This is a genomic window from Streptomyces zhaozhouensis (assembly GCF_900230195.1).
GTDB lineage: Bacteria > Actinomycetota > Actinomycetes > Streptomycetales > Streptomycetaceae > Streptomyces > Streptomyces zhaozhouensis.
Map to the genome: position 1 here is coordinate 58,643 of NZ_OCNE01000013.1, position 21,590 is coordinate 80,232.

18 protein-coding genes and 1 pseudogene are annotated in these 21,590 nt (G+C 74.9%); 9 read left to right on the plus strand and 10 right to left on the minus strand.

Features of this window, described 5'->3' with window-relative positions:
* Positions 1 to 84: 84 nt before the first annotated feature.
* Positions 85 to 744: a response regulator transcription factor gene (locus tag CRP51_RS18315; RefSeq protein ID WP_097232328.1), complete on the minus strand. Its 660-nt coding sequence runs from the start codon at positions 742 to 744 to the stop codon at positions 85 to 87.
* A gap of 189 nt (positions 745 to 933) precedes the next feature.
* The gene (locus CRP51_RS18320; protein WP_439333186.1) at positions 934 to 1,566 is read right to left on the minus strand and encodes a DUF3000 domain-containing protein; all 633 of its coding nucleotides are present in this window, start codon (positions 1,564 to 1,566) and stop codon (positions 934 to 936) included.
* A gap of 69 nt (positions 1,567 to 1,635) precedes the next feature.
* Here CRP51_RS18320 and hemE point away from each other — a divergent pair, with 69 nt between their 5' ends.
* From hemE to hemQ, 3 genes are all read left to right on the plus strand, one after another.
* A complete protein-coding gene (gene hemE / locus CRP51_RS18325; protein WP_097232330.1) occupies positions 1,636 to 2,688 on the plus strand; it encodes a uroporphyrinogen decarboxylase in 1,053 nt (350 codons plus the stop codon).
* Positions 2,689 to 2,763: 75 nt separating this feature from the next.
* Positions 2,764 to 4,167 carry a protoporphyrinogen oxidase gene (gene hemG / locus CRP51_RS18330; RefSeq protein ID WP_097232331.1) on the plus strand — a complete coding sequence of 468 codons (1,404 nt, stop codon included), beginning with the start codon at positions 2,764 to 2,766 and terminating at the stop codon, positions 4,165 to 4,167.
* A gap of 5 nt (positions 4,168 to 4,172) precedes the next feature.
* On the plus strand, positions 4,173 to 4,883 hold the full coding sequence (gene hemQ, locus CRP51_RS18335; protein WP_097232332.1) for a hydrogen peroxide-dependent heme synthase: 711 nt from the start codon (positions 4,173 to 4,175) through the stop codon (positions 4,881 to 4,883).
* A gap of 20 nt (positions 4,884 to 4,903) precedes the next feature.
* Here the strand turns inward: hemQ and CRP51_RS18340 are convergent, their stop codons facing one another.
* The 3 genes and pseudogenes from CRP51_RS18340 to zapE form a co-directional block, all read right to left on the minus strand.
* Complete coding sequence (locus CRP51_RS18340) at positions 4,904 to 5,815, minus strand: TIGR04222 domain-containing membrane protein (protein WP_245880675.1); 912 nt, start codon at positions 5,813 to 5,815, stop codon at positions 4,904 to 4,906.
* Positions 5,815 to 7,108, minus strand: a pseudogene (locus CRP51_RS18345) (MbnB/TglH/ChrH family RiPP precursor modification enzyme). Before CRP51_RS18345 ends, CRP51_RS18340 begins: the two are co-directional and overlap by 1 nt.
* A gap of 225 nt (positions 7,109 to 7,333) precedes the next feature.
* Positions 7,334 to 8,413, minus strand: a complete 1,080-nt coding sequence (zapE, locus tag CRP51_RS18350; protein ID WP_281259677.1) for a cell division protein ZapE — start codon at positions 8,411 to 8,413, stop codon at positions 7,334 to 7,336.
* 66 nt (positions 8,414 to 8,479) lie between these two features.
* Between zapE and CRP51_RS18355 the strand changes: the two genes are divergently transcribed.
* The 4 genes from CRP51_RS18355 (at position 8,480) to msrB (ending at position 11,886) form a co-directional block, all read left to right on the plus strand.
* A complete protein-coding gene (locus tag CRP51_RS18355; protein ID WP_097232334.1) occupies positions 8,480 to 9,319 on the plus strand; it encodes a dihydrofolate reductase family protein in 840 nt (279 codons plus the stop codon).
* A 136-nt stretch (positions 9,320 to 9,455) separates the two neighbouring features.
* The gene (locus CRP51_RS18360) at positions 9,456 to 9,923 is read left to right on the plus strand and encodes an indole-3-glycerol phosphate synthase (protein ID WP_097232335.1); all 468 of its coding nucleotides are present in this window, start codon (positions 9,456 to 9,458) and stop codon (positions 9,921 to 9,923) included.
* 111 nt (positions 9,924 to 10,034) lie between these two features.
* Positions 10,035 to 11,429, plus strand: coding sequence for a UDP-N-acetylmuramate--L-alanine ligase (gene murC, locus CRP51_RS18365; protein WP_097232336.1), 1,395 nt, complete (start codon positions 10,035 to 10,037; stop codon positions 11,427 to 11,429).
* A gap of 49 nt (positions 11,430 to 11,478) precedes the next feature.
* The gene (msrB, locus tag CRP51_RS18370; protein WP_097232337.1) at positions 11,479 to 11,886 is read left to right on the plus strand and encodes a peptide-methionine (R)-S-oxide reductase MsrB; all 408 of its coding nucleotides are present in this window, start codon (positions 11,479 to 11,481) and stop codon (positions 11,884 to 11,886) included.
* 61 nt (positions 11,887 to 11,947) lie between these two features.
* Here the strand turns inward: msrB and treZ are convergent, their stop codons facing one another.
* Both treZ and CRP51_RS18380 read right to left on the minus strand, forming a co-directional pair.
* On the minus strand, positions 11,948 to 13,696 hold the full coding sequence (treZ, locus tag CRP51_RS18375) for a malto-oligosyltrehalose trehalohydrolase (protein WP_097232338.1): 1,749 nt from the start codon (positions 13,694 to 13,696) through the stop codon (positions 11,948 to 11,950).
* 62 nt (positions 13,697 to 13,758) lie between these two features.
* A complete protein-coding gene (locus tag CRP51_RS18380; protein ID WP_097232339.1) occupies positions 13,759 to 14,694 on the minus strand; it encodes a GNAT family N-acetyltransferase in 936 nt (311 codons plus the stop codon).
* Between the two features lie 231 nt (positions 14,695 to 14,925).
* On the opposite strand from CRP51_RS18380, the gene CRP51_RS18385 reads away from it, so the two are divergent.
* On the plus strand, positions 14,926 to 15,492 hold the full coding sequence (locus CRP51_RS18385; RefSeq protein WP_097232340.1) for an FHA domain-containing protein: 567 nt from the start codon (positions 14,926 to 14,928) through the stop codon (positions 15,490 to 15,492).
* A 150-nt stretch (positions 15,493 to 15,642) separates the two neighbouring features.
* Here CRP51_RS18385 and CRP51_RS18390 read toward each other — a convergent pair whose 3' ends face one another.
* A complete protein-coding gene (locus CRP51_RS18390; RefSeq protein ID WP_097232341.1) occupies positions 15,643 to 16,542 on the minus strand; it encodes a lytic polysaccharide monooxygenase auxiliary activity family 9 protein in 900 nt (299 codons plus the stop codon).
* A gap of 289 nt (positions 16,543 to 16,831) precedes the next feature.
* Positions 16,832 to 19,249: a malto-oligosyltrehalose synthase gene (gene treY / locus CRP51_RS18395; protein WP_097232342.1), complete on the minus strand. Its 2,418-nt coding sequence runs from the start codon at positions 19,247 to 19,249 to the stop codon at positions 16,832 to 16,834.
* Positions 19,250 to 19,372: 123 nt separating this feature from the next.
* Between treY and CRP51_RS18400 the strand changes: the two genes are divergently transcribed.
* The gene (locus tag CRP51_RS18400; protein WP_097232343.1) at positions 19,373 to 20,596 is read left to right on the plus strand and encodes a DUF5919 domain-containing protein; all 1,224 of its coding nucleotides are present in this window, start codon (positions 19,373 to 19,375) and stop codon (positions 20,594 to 20,596) included.
* Between the two features lie 349 nt (positions 20,597 to 20,945).
* Here CRP51_RS18400 and CRP51_RS18405 read toward each other — a convergent pair whose 3' ends face one another.
* The gene (locus CRP51_RS18405) at positions 20,946 to 21,494 is read right to left on the minus strand and encodes a GNAT family N-acetyltransferase (RefSeq protein WP_245880663.1); all 549 of its coding nucleotides are present in this window, start codon (positions 21,492 to 21,494) and stop codon (positions 20,946 to 20,948) included.
* Positions 21,495 to 21,590 lie beyond the last annotated feature (96 nt).

A 21,590-nucleotide genomic window follows, 5' to 3' on the forward strand; every position in this document is an offset into this window, starting at 1 on the left:
TCAAGGGTAACTGTGCGCTCATGGAGTACAACGTGTCGCCCGCGCCCCCGGCGCACGCCTGGGGGCGCGCGCCGAGAGCGGGGGTCAGTGGATGATGCCGGTGCGCAGGGCGACCGCCACCATGCCGGCGCGGTCCCCGGTGCCCAGCTTGCGGGCGATCCGGGCCAGGTGGCTCTTGACGGTGAGCGCCGAGAGGCCCATCGAGACGCCGATGGCCTTGTTCGACTGGCCCTCCGCCACCAGCCGCAGCACCTCGACCTCGCGGCCCGAGAGCTCGCGGAACCCGCCCTGGTGGGCGGGGGCTCCGGGCCCCCGGCGGTGCATCCGGGCGGCGGCGCCGATGTGCGCCGCGCCGTGGCGGGTGGGCGGGCCGAGGTTGTTACGGGTGCCGGTGACCACGTAGCCCTTGACTCCACCGGCGAGTGCGTTGCGCACCGCGCCGATGTCGTCCGCGGCGGAGAGAGCCAGACCGTTGGGCCAGCCGGCGGCCCTGGTCTCGGAGAGGAGGGTCAGGCCCGAACCGTCGGGCAGGTGGACGTCGGCGACGCAGATGTCGCGGGGGTTGGCGACTCTGGGACGGGCCTCCGCGACGGACGACGCCTCGATCACGTCCCTGACCCCGAGAGCCCACAGGTGGCGGGTCACGGTGGAACGGACGCGGGGGTCGGCCACGACGACCATGGCGGTCGGCTTGTTGGGGCGGTAGGCGACCAGGCTTGCGGGGTGCTCAAGGAGAACAGACACCGGGCCTCCCGGGAAGTGGTGTGGGAAGGAACCCGACCCGTCGTAAGGTGAGGAGTCGGGGCGATCCGGATGGAAGGGTCACAGACCTCTTCGGCACGAAGCTCCGGCGCCTTTAGGGAATGATCACGAACCGGTGATTCCGCTTCACCGCCCTGACAGCCGGCGTGTCCCCGGGCGCCCCGGGGCGGGTCAGCTCGACCGCGGTCCGCGCCGGCGGGGCAGCGCCGTCACCGGGGCTCCGCTGGACTCCGGCGGCAGGCCTGCGCACTGCGCCAACAGCCCGCACCAGGCGAGGAGATGGCCCGCCGCGTCCCCGGGGTCGGCCGGGGTCCAGGAGGCGCGCAGCTCCAGCTCCGCCTTGCCCTCGCGCTCCGCGAGACCGCCGAAGAATGCCGAGTCCGCCCTGGTCACCGTGCCGCTGGGCAGGTCAAGCGGCAACGCCCTGGCGGAGAGCGCCTCGGTCAGCCAGGACCAGGCCACCTCGGGCAGCAGCGGGTCGCCCGCCACGTCCGGCTCCAGGTCGGCCCTCGCGAGCGTCACCACCCGGAACTCGCCGCCCCAGCTGTCGTCGCCGGCCGGGTCGTGGAGGAGGACGAAACGGCCGTCCGCCAGCTCCTCGCCGCCCTCGCTCACCGAGGCGCCCATCGCGTGCGCGTACGGGGCGAGGCGGCGGGGCGGGGGCAGCGGGGAGAGGGTGACCTCCGGCCTGGGGCGCACCGCGTCGAGCGCCGCCACCGCCTGTCGGAACGTGGACGGTGCCCCAGCCCCGGGGTCGCTCATCTCCGCCGACTCCTCCGCCGTGTGAGTGCGTGACGCTGCCATGGCCGGTAACCCTAGGCGCCCGAGCGGTCCGCCGCCGGTAGCCACACCCGGGGGAGCGGGCCCAACCGTGTGCCGTGCGAGACTTCTTCCGTGACTGTGACCGACTCCGTGTTTCTGAAGGCGTGCCGCCGTGAGCCGGTGCCGCACACCCCCGTCTGGTTCATGCGCCAGGCCGGCCGTTCGCTGCCCGAGTATCGCAAGGTGCGTCAGGGCATCCCGATGCTGGACTCCTGTATGCGGCCGGAGTTGGTCACCGAGATCACCCTCCAGCCGGTACGCAGGCACGGCGTCGACGCGGCGGTGTACTTCAGCGACATCGTGGTGCCGCTCAAGGCGATCGGCGTCGACCTGGACATCAGGCCGGGCGTCGGCCCGGTGGTCGCCGAGCCGTTCCGCACCCGCGCCGACCTGGAGCGGCTGCGCCCGCTGACGCCGGAGGACGTCTCCTACGTGACGGAGGCGGTGCGGCTGACCACGGCGGAGCTGGGGGACACCCCGCTGATCGGCTTCGCCGGCGCGCCGTTCACGCTCGCCAGCTATCTCGTCGAGGGCGGCCCCTCGAAGAACCACGAGCACACCAAGGCCCTGATGTACGGGGACCCCGAGCTGTGGGACGCGCTGCTGACGCGGCTGGCGGGGATCACCTCGACGTTCCTGTCCGTGCAGATCGAGGCGGGCGCCTCCGCGGTGCAGCTCTTCGACTCCTGGGTCGGGGCGCTGGCGCCGGCCGACTACCGGCGCTCGGTGCTGCCGGCCTCGAAGCGGGTCTTCGACGCGGTGGCGCACCACGGGGTGCCCCGCGTGCACTTCGGCGTCGGGACGGGCGAGTTGCTGCCGCTGCTGGCCGAGGCCGGCGCCGACATGATCGGCGTGGACTGGCGGGTGCCGCTGGACGAGGCGGCCCGCCGGGTCGGTCCCGGGTACGCGTTGCAGGGGAACCTGGACCCGGCGGTGCTCTTCGCGCCGACCGCCGCCGTCGAGGAGCAGACGGACCGGGTGCTGGCGGCGGCGAAGGACCTTCCCGGCCACGTCTTCAACCTCGGCCACGGGGTGCTTCCCGACACCGACCCGGACGCGCTGACCCGGCTGACGGCCTACGTGCACGAGCGGACGGCTCGTTAGGTCGCGACCCCGTCCCTGACGGGGTGAAGGACCCTCGCGGGCCGGGCGGCCGCGGCGGTCTGGGAAAGTAGTGCCATGCATGTGATCGTCGTCGGCGGCGGGATCTCGGGGCTCGCCGCCGCTCATCGGCTGTTGGCCGCCGGCGTGCGGGTGACCGTCGTCGAGTCGGACCGCCGTCTGGGCGGCAAACTCCACACCGGACAGATCGCCGGCGTCCAGGTCGACCTGGGCGCCGAGTCGCTGCTCGCCAGACGCCCGGAGGCGACGGCGCTGGCCACGGCCGTCGGGCTCGGGGACGCGCTGCGCCCGCCCTCGGTGACCAGCGCGGCGATCTGGACCAGGGGCGATCTGCGGCCGATGCCGCGCGGCCAGGTGATGGGGGTTCCCGACAGTGCCGCGGCGCTGGCCGGGGTGCTCTCCGACGCGGGGCTCGCCAGGATCGCCAGGGACGCGGAGCTGCCGCCGCTGCGGGTCAACGAGGACGTCGGCATCGGCGCGCTGGTCGCCGAGCGGATGGGCGCCGAGGTGGTGGACCGGCTGGTGGACCCGCTGCTGGGCGGGGTCTACGCCGGGGACGCCTACCGCATCTCGCTGCGGGCCTCCGTTCCCCGGCTCTGGGAGGCGGTGCGCGCGCACGACTCCCTGCTGGCCGCTGTCCGGTCGCTGCGCCCGGCACCCACGCCGGAGGCCGCGCGCTCGCCGGTGTTCGTCGGGATCGAGGGCGGTGTCGGGACCCTCGCCGCCGCCGTCGCGGAGAACGTCGCGGGGCGCGGGGCCGTGATCGAGACCGGGGTCGGCGTCACCGGGCTGCGCCGCACGGCGCGCGGCTGGGCCGCCGCGCTGGAGGACGGCCGCTCGCTGGTCGCCGACGGGGTGCTGCTCGCGGTGCCGGCGCCGGCCGCCGCGCGGCTGCTGGCGGCCGAGGCACCGGCGGCGGCGGGGGAGTTGGGGGCGGTGGAGTACGCCTCGATGGCGATCGTCACGCTGGCCTTCCGGCGCTCCGAGCTGGCCACGCTGCCGCGCGGCAGCGGCTTCCTGGTGCCGGCGGTGGAGGGGCGGACGATCAAGGCGGCGACGTTCACCAGCGCCAAGTGGGACTGGGCCGCCGCCGCCGACCCCGGCCTGTTCGTGCTGCGGACCTCGGTCGGCCGCTTCGGCGAGGAGGGGCCCCTGGCGTGGGACGACGCCGACCTGGTGCGGGTGGCGATGGACGACCTGGGCGAGGCGGCCGGGCTGCGCGCGGCACCCGTGGACAGCGTGGTCACCCGGTGGCGGCAGGGGCTGCCGCAGTACACCGTCGGCCATGACACCCGGATCGCGCGGGTGCGCGGCTATCTCGCGGCGCTGCCGGGGCTCGGCCTGTGCGGCGCGGCCTACGACGGGGTGGGCGTGCCGGCGTGCGTCGGCGGCGCCGAGCAGGCGGCGGCCGAGCTGCTGCGCACCCTGCCGACGGGGCCGCGCGGGGAGTCGGGAGAATAGGCGCCATGACGAACGCACCCGAGAAGCCGACCGGCAAGCGCGCCAAGGAGCTCAACGACACCATCCGCTACACCCTGTGGTCGGTCTTCCGGCTGCGGGACGCGCTGCCCGAGGACAGGTCGGGGCTGGCCGACGAGGTGGAGGCGCTCTTCGAGCGGCTGGCCGCCGAGGACGTGGTGGTGCGCGGCACCTACGACGTCTCGGGGCTGCGGGCCGACGCCGACGTGCTGGTCTGGTGGCACGCGCCGACGTCGGACGCGCTCCAGCGGGCGTACAACCTGCTGCGCCGCACCGGGCTCGGCCGGCGGCTGGAGCCGGTGTGGTCCAACATGGCGTTGCACCGGCCGGCGGAGTTCAACAAGTCGCACATCCCGGCCTTCCTCGCCGACGAGACCCCGCGCGACTACGTGTGCGTCTACCCGTTCGTCCGTTCCTACGACTGGTATCTGCTGCCGGACGAGGAGCGTCGCGGGATGCTCGCCGAGCACGGCAAGATGGCCAGGGGCTTCCCCGACGTGCGGGCCAACACCGTCGCCTCGTTCTCGCTGGGCGACTACGAGTGGATCCTGGCCTTCGAGGCCGACGAGCTGCACCGCATCGTCGACCTGATGCGTCATCTGCGGGCCTCGAAGGCGCGGCAGCACGTGCGGGAGGAGATCCCCTTCTACACCGGCCGCCGCAGGTCGGTCGCCGAGCTGGTCGCCGGGCTGGCCTGACGGGCCGGGCGGCGGTCGGTTCAGCCGCCGCCCCCGCCCCCGCCCCCGCAGCCGCCGCCCCCGCCGCAGCTGGAGCCGCAGCCGGAACCCCCGCCGGAGTCGCCGCCGGAGCCGGCGTCGGCCGTGCCGCAGCCGGCGGACCAGCTGGCGGACGAGGCGGAGTACGCCTGGCCGCTCTCGACCCCCACGTGCGTCAGCACGCGGCGCATCCCCATGTCCAGCACGGCGATACCGCCCAGCGCGACCATACCGGCCTTGCTCTCGACCAACGGGGGCCGTTCCTCGCGCAGTCGACGCAGCGCCTCGTAGCCGGCCGGGGGCAGCGCGCGCGACGGGGGCGCCAGCACGACGGAGCCGATCAGGGCCGTCGCGCCCAGCGCGAAGCCCAGCAGCGTGCTCGCCAGCCCGACGGCAGAGCCGGTGTCGACGTTGGCGAGCGCGAAAGGCGAGGCGAGCAGCGCGAGGCCACCCATCAGGCGCGCGCTGGTGATCGCGTGCCCCCAGGCGGCACGCTCCTCCGGCGGATAGACCAGCCCCCTGGCCACCAGCCCCCTGGCCACCAGCCCCTCGGCGACATCCCGCAGGGCGCGGGAGGTGAGGATCTCGGCCCGCACCCGCTTCAGCGGCACGCCCCAGCTCTCGCCGACGCTGCCCAGGGCGGCCCGCTCCAGCGGGTCCCTGGCCACCGGCCTGACCACCCGCAGCTCCTCGTTCTCCAAGGTCACCCGCCCGTCCTCCCAGAGGGCGACCAGCACCGTGTCGACGACCCTGCTCGGGCCGCCGGCGAGGAACGCCACCTCGGCGAGCGTGCCGACCCCTGGCTTCGCCGTCACCGGCACGCTCGGCCGGCAACCGGAGCGCCGCATTCCCGCCTGCACCAGGGACAGCAGCGCCACCACCCCGGGGACGATCGTCAACGCGAGCCAGACCATCACGTCCACCTCTCCTTCCGCCGCGCACGCGGCCTCATGCCGCCGACCGCCCGGCGCAGCGCGCCGGCTCGGCGGGTGGGCGGCTCCTGCCGCGCCAGCCAGCGGGTCAGCCGCCGGCGCGTCTCCTGTTCCAGCGCGAGGCCGGGCTCCGGGCCCAGCAGTCCCCGGACGAGGGCGAGCGCGTCGTGCCGGTAGCCGTCCGTCAGCGGCCGCCGGGCCGCGTGGGCGACGACGGCCGGGCGGTAGGCGGCGCCGAGGATCTCCGGCAGCTCGGGCGCGACCTTCGCCAGCACCCCGGCACGCTTGGCGACCAACGCGCGCCGCTGCACGTCCAGCCGGGCCGGGTGGAAGCCGGCGGGCGGCGGCGCGCCGGCCACCAGCGAGGCCAGCAGCGCGTCCTGCGCCGCGGCCAACCGCCGCCGCGCCGCGAGCGGTTCCGACGGCTCAGCCATGGCGCGCCGCCTCGCCGTCGACCACCGCGCGGATCGCCGCCAGCTCCCCGGCCAGCTCGCCCGTCGAGGGGAAGTCCGCGTCCCGCTCCAGCATCACGCCCGGCGGCGCGACCCGCGCGCACAGTTCGCGCAACACCTCAAGCACCCGGGGCGGAACGGGGTGCGCGTGGCTGTCGTGCCACACGCCGTCCCGTTCCACCCCGCCGGCGACATGGACATAGGCCAACGCCTCCAGCGGCAGGGCCGCCAGCGCCTCGGCGGGGTCCTCGCCGCGGTTGACGTGGTTGGTGTGCAGGTTGGCGACGTCGATCAGCAGCCGCACGCCGGTGCGTTCGACCAGTTCGCCGAGGAACTGCGCCTCCGTCAGCTCCTCGTCGGGCCAGGAGACGAGGGCCGCGATGTTCTCCAGCGCCAGCGGCACGGGCAGCGCGTCCTGCGCGATGCGCACGTTGGCGCAGAGCACGTCCAGGGCGTCGAAGGTGCGGGGCACCGGCAGCAGGTGGCCCGCCTCGACGGAGGGGGTTCCGGTGAGCCGGCCGCCCGACCTGACGAACGCGATGTGCTCGGTGACCAGCGGTGCCCTCAGCCGCTCCGCGACGGAGGCGAGCGCCACCAGCCGCGCGGGCGAGGGGCGTTCGGCCCCGCCGAGGCCGAGGCTCACACCGTGCGGCACCATGGTGGTGCCCCGGGCCCGCAGCAGCTCCAGGGCGGCGGGCAGCCGGTCGACGTGGACGTTCTCCGCGACGACCTCGACCCAGTCGATCCCGGGTAACGCCGCGATGGACTCCGCCAACTCCGGTCGCCAGCCGATCCCCAGGCCCAGCCTCGTGTCCGCCCCCATGGACCACCTCCCCAGTGCTCCGGCCCCCGCCGGCCGTCCGTGCACACGCTCATCCCCCAGACTGCGCGGGGCAATCGGGCGGTGCGCACGATTTGAGGTACTTCTGAGCTGGAGCTGAGGCGGAGTTGAGCTTTCCCGCCCGAACGCCGTCCGGCGCGTGTCCGAACGGCCGCCGGGCGACGCCCGGTCGGGGACCGGAAGGTGTCGGGAAGGGACCGGGGAGGGTCAGTCGCTGTCCGCGTCCCTGGCGAGGGCGGTCAGCCGGGAGATGGCGCGGAAGTACTTCTTGCGGTAGCCGCCCCGCCGCATCTCCTCGCTGAAGAGCCGGTCGAACGGCTGGCCCGACGCCAGCACCGGCACCTCCCGGTCGTAGAGCCGGTCGGCGAGCACCACCAGCCGCAGCGCCGTGGCCTGGTCGGGCACCGGTCGCACGTCGGTGAGGCAGACCATGCCCACCCCGTCGCAGAGCGCGCCGTAACGGCTGGGGTGCACGCGCGCCAGATGGTCCAGCAGGGTGCCGAAGTCGTCCAGCGTCGCGCCCTCGGTGGCCCGCGCCGCGGCGACCACCTCGTCCGTCGGCCGGGGCGCCGGCGCCTCGGGCAGGCCGCGGTGCCGGTAGTCCTCGCCGTCCACCCGCAGCGCCCTGAAGTGGGCGGAGAGCCCCTGGATCTCGCGCAGGAAGTCGGCGGCGGCGAAACGTCCCTCGCCGAGCTTGCCTGGCAGCGTGTTCGAGGTGGCGGCCAGCGCCACGCCCTCCTCGACCAGGCGCGACAGCAGCGAGGAGATGAGCACGGTGTCGCCCGGGTCGTCGAGCTCGAACTCGTCGACGCACAGCAGCTGGTGGCCGCCGAGGGTGCGCACGGTCTGCTGGAAGCCGAGCGCGCCGACCAGGTTGGTCAGCTCGACGAAGGTGCCGAACGCCTTGCGCTCGGGAGGCGCGGGCGCCGCGTGCCACAGGGAGGCCAGCAGATGGGTCTTGCCGACGCCGAAGCCGCCGTCCAGATAGATCCCGCGCGGCCCGGCCGGCTCGCTCCTGCGGGAGCGCGCGCGGAAGAGTCCGCGCCGTCCGCCCCTGGCCGCGCTCCCGCCGAGGGTGCCGGCGAAGTCCTCCAGCGCCTTGATCGCGGCGCGCTGGCTGGGCTGCGCGGGGTCGGGCACATAGGTGTCGAAACGGACCGCGTCGAAGCGCGGCGGCGGCACCATCTCGGCCACCAGCCGTTCGGCCGGCACCTGGGGCGAACGGGCGCTGAGCGCCGGCGGCTCGCCCTCGTGGCTGGTCGGCTGGGGTGCGCTGGGGGTGGACACGGTCTTCGATTCTACGCCAGACGGGTGGTCCCGGCCGTGCGGGACCGCTGTGCCAGACTGCGGCCCATGCGCCGGCTGTTTCCTCCGCCCTCCGCCCCCTCGGGCGCCACGTCCGCCGCTTCGCACGCCCCCGCGCCCCCCGGCGAGCTGCCCACGCCCGGTCTCGCCGAGCTCGCCGAGGCGTACGCCTACCCGGAGCCGGTCGCCGCCGACGGCTGCTGGGTGCGGGCCAACATGGTCGCCTCGGCGGACGGCGCCGCCCACCACGGCCACCGTTCCCAGCCGCTCTCGGGGCCGGCCGACATGCGGGTCTTCGGGGTGCTGCGGGCGTTGGCCGACGCCGTGGTCGTGGGTGCCGAGACCGTGCGCGCCGAGGGCTACCGGCCGGCCCGGGTACGCGCGGAGTTCGCGGAGCGCCGCGCCGCCGCGGGGCAGGCGCCGGCCGCCGCCGTCGCGGTGGTCTCCGCCGCCCTCGACCTGGACTTCGGCGCGCCGCTCTTCGCCGCCCCCGCGGTGCCGACCCTGGTGCTCACCGGAGCCGGGGCGCCGGCCGGGCGGCTCGCCGCGGCGGGGGAGGCGGGGGTGGAGGTGGTCGTCGCCGGTGAGGGCGCGACGGCGGAGCCGCACCGGGTCAGGGCGGAGCTGGCCGCCCGCGGGCTCACCCGGCTGCTGGCCGAGGGCGGGCCCCGGGTGCTGGGCGCGTTCGCCGGCGCGCGGGCGCTGGACGAGCTCTGTCTGACGGTCGCGCCCCGGATCGCGCTCGGCGCGGCGCCCCGGATCACCACCGGCCCCGAGCTGCCGTCGCCGCTGGACTTCCACCTCACCGACCTGCTGGAAGAGGACGGTTTCCTCTTCCACCGCTACCGCTCGGCCGAGCCGCCACGGCCCCCGGCGACCGACGGCTGACACCGGAGGGTCTGACAATCTGCGGAATGCGACGTTCCGCTTATTCTGGTGTGGGCAGACTGAAAGGGCGCGGCGCCGTGTCAGCACGGTGTTCCGCCGACGGGGAGCGCGGACCGGCCGACGAAGGGCGCAGAGCGTGATCACGACTGTCCTCATGATCGAGAAACCCCTGGTGCCCACCGACACCGAGCTGGTCACCACCCTGCACGGCGACGAGGAGCAGTCCTTCGTGGTGCTGATGCAGCCGCGAGGCGACCAGGACCAGCTGCTGCGGGCCCTGGACGACGTGGCGCTCGGCGAGTTGGGCGACGCCGTCAGGGAACCGAGGGAGCCGGTGGGCGGGGCGGCGGTGCCCCCGGCGATGCGGGGGCTCGAACTGTCGCTGGACGCGCTGCGCGACAGCGGCGCCGACGCCGTCGGCCAGCTGGTGGAGGAACGCCCCCTGGAGGTGCTGGCCTCCGTGGTCCGGGAGACCGGCGCGGACGAGGTGGTGGTGCTGACCGCGCCGCACTACGTCGAGGAGCTGTTCCACCGCGACTGGGCCTCCCGCGCGCGCCACCGGGTCGGCGTGCCGGTGCTGCGGCTCTTCGCGCACACCGAGTAGCCGGACGCCGAGTAGCCGGTCACCGGGCAGCCGGTCGCCGGGCTTGCGCGGCTTCCCGGGGAGCGGGTGCGAGAATCGGGCAGCCAACGCGTCTAGCAGGGAGACTGACGAATGACCACGGCGATCCCGCCCGGCATGGAACGACCGCACCTCATCGGCGTCGGCGGCGCCGGCATGTCGGGCATCGCCAAGCTGCTGGCCGGGCGCGGCGCCGCCGTCGCCGGCAGCGACTCCCGCACCTCGGAGACGGTGGCCGCGCTCACCGCCCTCGGCGTCACCGTGCACCTCGGCCACCGCGCCGAGCACCTGGCGTCCGACGCCAGCTGCGTGGTGGTCTCCAGCGCCATCCGCGAGGACAACCCGGAGCTGGCCGAGGCCGCCCGGCGCGGGCTGCCCGTGGTCCACCGGGCCGAGGCGCTGGCCGCGTTGATGGCCGACACCCGCGCCATCGCCGTCGCCGGCACCCACGGCAAGACGACCACCACCTCGATGCTGGCCGTCGGCCTCACCGCGCTGGGCCTCTCGCCGTCCTACGCGATCGGCGGGGATCTGGACGCGCCCGGCTCCAACGCCGAACAGGGCACCGGGGACCTCTTCGTCGCCGAGGCCGACGAGAGCGACCGAAGCTTCCACCACTACCGCCCCGACGTGGCGATCATCCTCAACGTGGAGCTCGACCACCACGCCAACTACGCCTCGATGGACGAGATCTACGACTCCTTCGAGACCTTCGTCGACCGGGTGCGCCCCGGCGGCACGCTGGTGATCAACGCCGACCAGGAGGGCGCCCGCAAGCTCACCGCCCGGCTCGCCGGCCGCCCGGGGCTCGAGCTGGTCACCTACGGCGAGGCCGAGGGCGCCGACGTGTGCGTGACCGGCCTGCGGCCCGACGGGCTGACCAGCGAGGTCACCGTGGAACTCGGCGGCCGCACGCTGACCTTCGGCGTCTCGGTGCCCGGCCGCCACTACGCGCACAACGCGGTCGCCGCCCTGGCCGCCGGCGTCGCCGCCGGGGTGCCGGCCGACGCGCTGGCCCGCGCGCTGGCCAGCTACACGGGGGTGCGCCGCCGGCTCCAGTTCAAGGGCGAGGCGGGCGGCGTGCGGGTCATCGACTCCTACGCGCACCACCCCACCGAGATGGTGGCCGACCTGGAGGCCATCAGGGCGGGCGCGGGGGAGGGGCGGGTGCTGGTCGTCTTCCAGCCGCACCTCTTCAGCCGCACCCAGGAGCTGGGCACCGAGATGGGCCGGGCGCTGGCCCTGGCCGACGCCAGCCTGGTGATGGACATCTATCCCGCCAGGGAGGACCCGATCCCCGGTGTGACCAGCGACCTGATCATCGAGGCCGCCCGCCGCCACGGCGCCGACGTCACCGCCGTCGCGGCCGCGACGGCGGTCCCGGACGCCGTCGCGGGAATCGCGGGACCCGGCGACCTCGTTCTCACCATGGGCGCGGGCGACGTCACCGAGCTGGGTCCGCTCGTCCTCGGGCGCCTCGCGGTCTGAGCGCGTCCGGCGTCACCCGGCCCCCACGGAAAGAACACGGAGGAGAACCATGGCCTACGAGGTCGAGAAGTCCGACGAAGAGTGGCGCGCCCAGCTGTCCGACGAGGAGTACCGGGTGCTGCGCCAGGCCGGCACGGAGCGGGCGTTCACCGGCGAGTACACCGACACCAAGACCGAGGGCGTCTACCACTGCCGGGCCTGCGGCGCCGAACTGTTCCGCTCGGACACCAAGTTCGAGTCGCACTGCGGCTGGCCCTCGTTCTTCGACCCGGCGGACAGCGACGCGGTCGAGACCAGGGCCGACGACTCGCTGCCCGGCCGGCCCCGCACTGAGGTGCTGTGCCGCACCTGCGGCTCCCACCTCGGCCACGTCTTCGCGGGCGAGGGCTACGACACCCCCACCGACCTGCGGTACTGCATCAACTCCATCGCCGTCCGCCTGGAGCCGACCAGCTAGGCCCGGCCGCCGGCGGCGCGTCAGCCGCCGGCCCCGGGCCGGGGGCGCGTCGCCGCGCGGCCTACGTCCGCAGCAGCACCTGGGCGCCGCCGGCCGGCAGCGCCAGCGCGCCGTCCGACGGCTCCGACCGCTCCTCGCCGTGGCTGGCGGCCAGCGTGGTGAACGTCCCCGGGCCCAGCGGCAGGGAGGCCGCCTCCGCCGCCAGGTTGACCGCGACGGTCAGCGGGCCGTTGTGCAGCACCAGCCAGCGCGCCGCCTCGTCCGCCTCGCAGCGCACCGCCGCCAGCGGCAGGTCGGGAGGGAGATGGCGGTGGCGCACATGGATCAGCCGCCGGTGCCACTCCAGCAGCGCCGCCTTGGCCGGGTCCAGGACCGGTTCGTCCCAGTCCAGCACGGAACGGTCGCGGGTCGCCCGGTCCTGCGGGTCGGGCACCTGGTCCGCCGCCCAGCCGTGGGCGGCGAACTCCCGCCGCCGCCCGTCCCGCACCGCCGCCGCCAGCGCCGGGTCCGGATGGTCGGTGAAGTACTGCCAGGGCGTGGTGGCGCCCCACTCCTCGCCCATGAAGAGCATCGGCGTGAAAGGCCCGCACAGCACCAGCGCCGCCAGCGGCGCCATCGCCTCGGGCCCCAGCAGCGCGGCGAGTCGGTCGCCCAGCGCCCGGTTCCCCACCTGGTCGTGCGTCTGCGCGTACCCGAGCAGCTGGTGGCCGCGCACCGTCGCCCGTTCCAACGGCCGGCCGTGCCGCCGCCCGCGGAACGACGAGTACCCGCCGTCGTGGAAGAAGCCGCCGGTCAGTGTCTTGGCCAACGCGGTCAGCGGGGCGCGCGCGAAGTCCGCGTAGTAGCCCTGGGCCTCGCCGGTCGCCGCGCAGTGCAGCGCGTGGTGGAAGTCGTCGTTCCACTGGGCGTGCACCCCGAGGCCGTTGGCGCGGCGGGGCGCGAGGGTGCGCGGGTCGTTCCGGTCCGACTCCGCGACCAGGAACATCGGCCGCCGCTCCGCCTCGGCCAACGCGTCGACGGCCGCCGACAGTTCGGCCAGCACGTGCTCGGCGCGGTCGTCGACCAGCGCGTGCACCGCGTCCAGCCGCAGCCCGTCCAGCCGGAAGTCGCGCAGGAACGCCAGCGCGCTGCCGACGAAGTAGGAACGCACCTGGTCGGAGTCGGGACCGTCCAGGTTGACCGCGGCGCCCCAGGGCGTGTGGTGGCGCTCGGTGAAGTAGGGCCCGAACTCCGGCAGCCGGTTGCCCGAGGGGCCCAGGTGGTTGTGGACCACGTCCAGCACCACGCCGAGGCCGTGCCCGTGTGCCGCGTCCACGAAGCGCGCCAGTCCCTCAGGCCCCCCGTACGGCTGGTGCACGGCCCAGGGCGCCACCCCGTCGTACCCCCAGCCGTGCACCCCGGGGAACGGGCAGACCGGCATCAGCTGCACGTGGGTGACGCCCAACTCGGCAAGGTGTGCCAGGTGTTCGGTCGCCGCGTCGAAGGTGCCGGCCGGCGTGAAGGTGCCCACGTGCAGCTCGTACAGCACGGCGCCCGCCAGCGCGCGCCCCGACCAGGCGTGGAGCCAGTCGAAGCGCGCCGGGTCCACGACGGCGCTCAGCCCCTCGGGGCCGTCCGGGAGCGCGCGCCCGCGCGGGTCGGGAAGCGTCTCGCCCCCGTCCAGCGCGAAGCCGTAGCGCGCGCCCGGCCCGGCCGGCGCCTCGGCCTCCCACCACCCCTCGCCGCCCTGGGCCGGCCGCATCGGATGCGGCCGGCCGTCCAACCGGAGCGTGACCTCACGGGCTCGTGGCGCCCAGACCTCGAACAGCATGGGTCCATGCTGGGCGCCACCCACCCCGCAGGCCAGACCCCCCGCCGGGGAGTCGGGTGCCGTCAGTCCCGCACCAGGCAGTAACGATGCAGGGTGATCGGATAACCGGCCCGCGCGAACGAGGCGGCCATCCCCACGTTGCCCACGTCGGTGGCCGCGGCGATCCGTTCGGCGCCCTCGGCCACCAGCGTGTGCGTGCACTCGGCCAGCAGGTCGTAGCCGTAGGAGTGGCCCCGCTGCTCGGGCACCACGCCGATGAAGCCGACGCAGGGGCCGCTCGGGTTGTGCGCCGGCACCTGGACGCCGACCAGCTCACCCCCCTCGGTGTAGGCCAGCCGCAGCCACTCGCGCGGCGAGGGACACCATCGGATGAACGCCAACTCCTCGCGCGCCGCCGCCTCCGGGCCTCCACCCGTCTCGATGGCGCGCAGGGCGTGGTGGTCCCGGGTGTCGCTGTGCACCCGGGCGAGCACGTCGAGGACCACGTCGTCGTCGGGCTCGGGCCGGAAGACCAGCCGCCCGGGCCGCTCGGGCAGCCCGCACCCCGTCGTCCAGGAGTAGCGGAAGCGCTCGGTCAGCCGGCGGTACCCGGCCTCCTCCGCCGCCGCCATCCGGCGCTCGGCGGCCCGGCGCGCCGCCGGGTCGCCCCGCCAGCCGGGCGGGAGCAGCAGCTCGTACTCGGCGTCGAACGGGGTGGCACGCAGCAGCGCGACCCCGTCGGCGTGGTCCAGGAAGTCGAAGTGCTCCAGCACCTTCGGGAGTTCGTCGGTCGGCGCGCCCCAGTAGGCCGCGCGGGCCACCACCACGCCGTCGCGCAGGGCGACCCAGCTCCATCCGGGACGGTACTCGCCGCCGGCGGAGGCGAGTTCGAAGTGGTTCTTCGGATGCGACAGCAGGGAGCGGCCGACCAGGCCGTCGTCGGGCAGGGCGCGGGTGAGGGAGCGGAAGACGTCCGCGGTCTCGCCTTCGGCGAGCGGACGGATGACCAGTGCGGTCACGGGTTTCCCTTCGGGAAGGAACGCCCCGCGCTCGCCTCAGTCGCTGGGACGCCCGGTGCTGGACGGGCGGAGGCGCGGGACGCGACAGACAGTGGTGTCGTGGTGCATCGTCAACGCCTCCTTCCTCGTCCTGGCGGCCGCGTGGCGGCCGACTCGCTGGGCGTCGCCGACACCGTAGCCGACGCGGACGATTCTGGACAGCCGGGCGGCGCGTCACCGAGAATCCGAGGCATGACCACGCCCGACTCCGAGGCCCAACGCCCGCGCGTCTCCGACGCGGAGCGGGAGCGGGCCATGGACGTGCTCAAGGAGGGGGTGGCCGAGGGGCGGATCTCGCCGGACACCCTGTTGCGCCGCATCGAGTTGATCATGGCGGCCCGGCATCCGGAGGAGCTCGCCGAGGTGGTCGGCGACCTGCCGCACCGCGAGCCGGCGCCCCCGCACAAGGGGTGGCTGCTGGACTCCGTGACCCGGCTCTCCGCCTTCCACCACCGGGTCCGACTGGCCTGGCGCGCCGAGCAGTTGCCCCAGCTGGTGCTTCCGGCACCCGGACCCAGGCCGCTGGCGATAGGCCGCGCGGCCGGTTCCGGACTGCGCCTCAACGACTCCAGCGTCTCCCGCTACCACGCCCAGTTGCGCGGCACCCCGACCGGCTGGACGCTGCGCGACCTCGGCTCGGCCAACGGCACCTGGGTGAACGGGCGTCGGGTCGCCGACACCGTGCCGGTGCGGCCGGGCGACCAGGTGCGCTTCGGCGCGGTCTCCTACCGGCTGGCGGACCGGGAATCCGCGCGCTGACGGCCGTGCCGCCGGCGCCACGACGCCGGGGAGCCCGGGACGGCGAAGCCCCGACGGGCTCCGCCGTCCCGGGCGGGAGAGGTGAGCCGGCCTGCCGCCTTAGCGGGGGCTGAGAGGTGCGGCGGCAGGCCGGAGTACCGGGGCCGGCGGTCAGCCGGCCGTGTCCGGCAGGACCTTCTGGAGCACGGCCAACGCGGAGCCGCCGGTCGCCCGCGAGGCGGAGGCGTGGGCGTCGTGCCCCGCGTGGGCGTCGTGCGCGCCCGGCTCTCGCGCGCCGACGGGCGCGGTGAACTCCGTCATCGCCTCGGGCGTGGCCGCCGTGTCGCCGCCGGGGACGGTGACCTCGCCGTTCCCGCCGTCGAAGACGACGTCCGAGCAGCCGTAGAAGGTCTCCTCGCTGTCGGAGCGCTCCCAGACCGTGTAGATGATGTGGCGCCCCTCCTTGCCCTCGGGCAACTGGGCGTTCCAGTAGTACTCCGACTCGGCGTCACCCACCCCGCCCCGGTAGGGCGGGTCGGTCTCCGAGTGGAACGGCTCGTCCTCCAGGTCGTCCCAGCCCAGCGGCGCGTTCGGGTCCCAGCCGTCGACGGTCACGTACTGGTGGAACGTCCCGGGGTGGTGGGCCCACGGGTTGTAGGTGAACTCCCAGTCGGCGCCCGAGGTCAGATGGGTGGTGGGCCACTCCTCGCTCGGGATGTCGAAGCCGGAGAAGTCGTAGACGGTGGCGCCGCCGCTGCACAACTGCCCGTCGGGGATGAAGCCCTCGGTGCGGCCGGCGCCGTCGGAGCGCAGCACGGCGAACCAGTTGTAGAACCCGTTCGCGCCGCTCGCCTCCAGTGCGGCCGCGCAGGCCGGGTTGGTCGGCTCGACCGCGCCGGTCTCGCCGACGCTGTACTTCCAGCACAGATAGGTGCGGCTGCCGGGGTCCATCGGGGCGCCGTGGGCCGCGGCGCCGCCGCCGGTGAACACCACCGCGGTCAGGGCGGGCAGTGTGGCGGCCGCCGTGAGCAGCCCGATCCCGCGGAGTCCGCGCTTCCTCTGGTCGCTCATCGCGTTGCGTCCCTTCGCCGTGATGAGGTGGGGGTGACCGTGAAGGGGAGCGCCGCGTGGGTGGGAGCGCTCCCAGTTCTGGAAGGTAACGTGCGCCTCGGCCGCGTGTAAAGACGCGTGCGCCATCCGTTCGCGGCCGACGCCCGTGCTGGGGTGCGGCGTTGACGCGCGTGCGCGAAGGCGTCCCGGGTGGCGGCGCGGGGTGGCGCGGCGGTCCTCGGCCCACGCCGGCCGCCGCCCGGTCACGTATTCTAGGGAGCGCTCCCAAGGCGGCGGAGGGACAGGCGGCTCACTCTCCGTCCTCGGCGGCCACCAGCAGCGCCACCGGCGCGGCGGCGAACAGCGCCTCCAACCGCACCCGCCCCTCGTGCCGTCGCCCGTCGAGCGCGTCGTGCCAGACGCCGGTGGGGAGGGCGAGCGTCGCGTCGCCCCAGCCGCCCTCGGCGGCCAGGCGGTGGGAGAGCCGGGTGACGGCGGTGACGACCCGGCCGGCCCGGGCGAACGCCACGCAGTGGTCGGCGGCACCGCCCTCGGCCGGCAGCGGCCGGTAGTCGCCCCGGGCGCCGAACCACTCCGGGTGCGCGCGCCGCAGCCGCAGCGCCGTCGCGGTCAGCCGCAGCTTCGCGGTGGACAGGTCGTCGCTCAGCGCGGGCGGCGCGCCGTCCCAGGCGGCGAGACGGTCCGTGGGCAGCGGGGGCGTCACCCGGTTGTCGGGGTCGACGAGGGCCAGATAGTGGCCCTCGCTGCCCCGGTAGACGTCGGGCACACCGGGCATGGTGAGGTGCAGCAACGCGGCCCCGAGCACATTGGCCCGGATCGCCGGCGCCAACTCCTCAGCGAAGGCGTTGAGTCGCGCGGCCGGCTGGCCGCAGGGCCCGGCCAGCACGAAGCGCTCGACGGCCGCCTCGTACTCCTCGTTGCGTTCGGTCCAACTGGTGTGGAGCGCCGCCTCGCGCACGGTCTTCAGCTGGGCGGCCAGCAGCCGTTCGCGCTCCGGGGCGCCCAGCGCGAACGCCTGCTGCCAGGTGGTCCACGCGAGATGCGGGTCGGGCGCGCGCACCCCGGTGCCGGCGGTGGCCTCGGTGAGCTGACTGACCAACGCCGCCCAGTCCCTGGGCCGCTCGCTGAGCGTCGCCTGGGCGGCACGTACATCACCGCTGCGTTTGGTGTCGTGCGTGGACAACACCGTGCCCGTCAGCGGCCAGTCGCGCTGCGTCCGGGCACAGAAGGCGTGAAAGGCGGCGGGCGGCAGCGCGGGCGCGCCGGGGTCGCCGCCGACCTCGGTCGCCGAGAGCAGCGGCGCGTAGCGGTAACAGGCGGTGTCCTCCACGGCCTTGGCGCGCAGCGCGGAGGAGACCTGCGCGAAGCGCACCCGGAAGTCCGCGCGGTCGGCGTCCTCTCCGAAGCGGCCGAGCACCAGATCGCGCACCGTGGCCACGGCCGACGCCTCGGCCGGCACCCGGAACACCTTTCTGGCGCCGTCGGCCGCCGTGGCCAGCAGTGCCTCGTCGACGGGCGACGGCGGCGCGTCGGGGGTGACATAGGGGCGGTAGACCGGGAGCCTCACCAGCAGCTCGGTGATCGCGGTGCGCAGCGCCCACGGCGCGTGGTCGCGATGGCGCAGCCCGTCCACCGAGCGGCAGATCCGCAGGGCGACCCGCACCAGCCGCTCCCGTTCGGCGACCAGCTCGTGGTTGATCATGCGGTACGCCGCGCGGCGCACCGTGGCCTCCCAGGCGCCGCCCTGGTCGGGCGGGGCGCCGGTGAACGCCCGGTAGTGCTCGGTGAGTTCGGCCCAGCCGTCCGGGTCGACAAAGAGGGCGTCGAGGTGCCGCAGCGCGTCGTAGCCGGTGGTGCCGGCGATCGGCCACCGGCCGGGGAGCTGCTCGCCGGAGCCGAGGATCTTCTCCGCGACGATCCAGGCGCCCGTCTCCTCACGCAGCCGGGTGAGGTAGGCGCCGGGGTCGGCCAACCCGTCCGGGTGGTCCACCCGCAGCCCGTCGATCACCCCTTCGGTGAGCAGGCGCAGCAGCAGCGCGTGGCTGGCCCGGAAGACGTCGGGGTCCTCGACGCGGATCGCGATCAGGTCGCTGATGGTGAAGAACCGCCGGTGGTTCACCTCGCTGCGGCCCAGCCGCCACCAGGCGAGGCGGTAGTGCTGGGCGTCCAACAGATCGGCCAGGGGCAGCTCCTCGGTGCCGGGTCGGAGGGGGAGCACGTGATCGGCGTAACGCAGCGTAGCGTCGACCACTGACAGCCGTTCCCACTCCTCGCCGAGCGGCCCCCCGAGCACGGGCAGCAGCAGCCGGCCGCCGCCGGCGTCCCAGTCGATGTCGAACCACCGCGCCGCGGGCGACGTCGGACCGTCCCTGAGCACCTGCCACAGCGGCCCGTTCAGCCGGGTGTCGGCGGGCAGCGCCATGTGGTTCGGCACCACGTCCGCCACCAGCCCGAGCCCGTGGGCCCGCGCCGTCGCCGCGAGGCGCCGCAGTCCTTCCTCGCCGCCCAGTTCGGGCCGCACGCGGCCGTGGTCGATGACGTCGTAGCCGTGGCCGGAGCCGGGGACGGCGTCCAGCACGGGGGAGAGGTGCAGATGGGAGGCGCCCAACGAGGCCACGTGCGGCACCAGCCGCTCGGCCGCGGCGAACGGGAAGTCAGGGCCCAACTGGAGCCGGTACGTTGACGTGGGCACTGGCGTGGACGTCATGGAAGTCGCCTGCCCCGGGCCGGGCGCGGGCAAGCGCGGGGGATGTGGGATCTTGCTGCGTGGCCGGGGCGTGCCACAGTAGGCTTCCTTGATCCATCAGTGGCGTGGAAGGCGGTACGCGAGGTGGGCTCTTCGGGCCTGGAGCTGCCATCGGGCAACGGCGGCGAGACCGCCGAGGCGCCGGCGGGGGCCGTACCGGTGCCGCGCCCCATGGAGATAGGGGCCGACCTGGAGTGGAGCGCCGAGGACTGGTCGGAGGTCAGGCTGCGCGTGGAGCGCGCCGGCCGCGCGTACGTCTGGCTCAACCTGGTGGAGCAGCGCCTGCGTTCGGTGGTGGGCGCGGTGCTGCGTCCGGTGTACGAGCCGGTGCACGGCGCCGAGTGGGAGATGGCGGCGGCCGGCCCGACCGGCCAGGAGTGGGTGCAGCGGGCGGCGGCGCTGCGCGAGGTGAGCCGCCGCAAGGGACACTTGCTCGATCCTGCCGATGACACGGTGCTCGCCTTTCTGACCCTGCCTCAGTTGCGTGAGCTCATGGTGCAGCACTGGCCGTGCTTCGCGCCGTATTTCGACAACCGGCGCGAGGTGGAGCTGACGCTCGACGAGCTGGAGGTGGCGCGCAGCGCCGTCAGCCGCAACCGAGGCATCAACCGCGCCGTGCTGGAGCAGGCGGAACGCGGCTGTGCCCGGCTGCTGCGGCTGCTGGACTCCGGCGCGCCGCCGGGTGAGGGACGGTTGCCGGCGGACGTGGTGGAGCAGCTGGTCGGCGACCGGTTCACCGACGTGGCCGGGGTCCACCCGGACCGGGTGCGCCTCCAGCGGCAGCTGCCGGCCGAGGACCTGTTCGGCGGGGCGCGGCGACTGGACGCGATGGGCATAGGGCTGGGCCTGCTGGTGCAGAACTTTCCCGGGCGCCGGCTCGTGCGTCTGGCCGAGTCCGGGTGCCGCACCAGGCTGCTCTTCCTGAACCCGGCGAGCGGGGCCATGCGTCGCCGTGAACGCGAACTGGGCTTGAAGCGGGGCGAGTTGGGGCGCGCCGTGGAGACCAACATCCTTCAGGTCCGCCGGGTGCGCGCCCGGCTGCGGGACCAGGAGGCGTTCGAGATCCACGTGTTCGACGACACGCCCCGGTTCAGCGCCTACTTCGTGGACGGGGACGGCGCGGACGGGGTGGCGGTGGTCCAGTCGTATCTGCGGCGGAGCCGGGGCGTGGAGACGCCGGCGCTGGTGCTGCGGAGGGCGGGGCGGGAGCTCGTCGGCCAGGAGACCTCGGACGACGAGCTGAGTCTCTTCGAGACCTATCGCGAGGAGTTCGAGTGGGCCTGGGAGCACTCCAGGTCCGTCTCCTGACCTGGGCGTTCGCGCTCCCCGCCACGGATTGTCAGTGGTGCCCCCTATCTTCGTCACCATGAGTGAGCGAGTGGAGGCGGCGCCCGGGGCGGCGCCGCCGCGCGGGGTCGACGTCGGTGGTCGTCGGCGAAGGCCGGGGCCGGAGCCGCGGCCGGGCGGGCGGGAGCTGGTCGCCCAGCCACCGGACGGGCCGGGGCGCGGCCGGCTGACGGCGCGGCTCACCGGGGGGCCGGTCTCTCCCGGTGCCGCGGGGTGGCACCGGCGCGCGGTCCTGGCGCCGCTGATCCTCCTGGCCGAGACGGAGGCCGAGGCCGTCAGCGGGCCGGCGAGGGGGAGTCGGCGGGCCGGGTCAGTCGGTCGCCAGCCGGGCGTGGGTCTCCACGTCGTGGCGGGTGGTGCCGTAGCGCAGCTTCGCGCGCTGCCGTCCCTCGACGGCGTAGCCGGCGGACAGCGCGGTCCTGCAGGAAGCCTCGTTCTCCACCCGATGGCCCAACTCCAGGCGGAAGAGCCCCAGTTCCTCGAAGCACCAGGTGCTGAGCGTCCGCAGGGCGGCGCCCGCGACGCCGCGGCGCCTGGCGGCCCCGACGGTCCAGTAGGAGATCCAGCCGCCGTCGTGCACGTGGTTGACATGGGAGACCGCCACGTTGCCGAGCAGCGGCGTCTCGTCGCCCGGCCCCGCCACGACGGCCCAGGAGAAGGCGCTGCCGTCCTCCCAACGCTCGGCGTGGCGGGCGATCCAGCGTCCGGCCGCCGCGTCGTCGACCCGTCCCTCGTCCAGCACCGAGCCGAACTGCGCGTACATCCCCGGCTCGTTGAACGCGTCACGAACGGCTGCCAGGTCGCGCTCCCGCCAGGGGCGCAGCGTCAGACCGCCGGTGGCGGAGAGAAGATCCTTCACGGAGCCCAGGGTAGAGCGAGGCCGCCGGGCGCGCGGAGCCCGGTCGCCGTTCTGCGGGCCTGGTGCGGGACGCTGGCGCGGCTCTGCTGTCGGCGA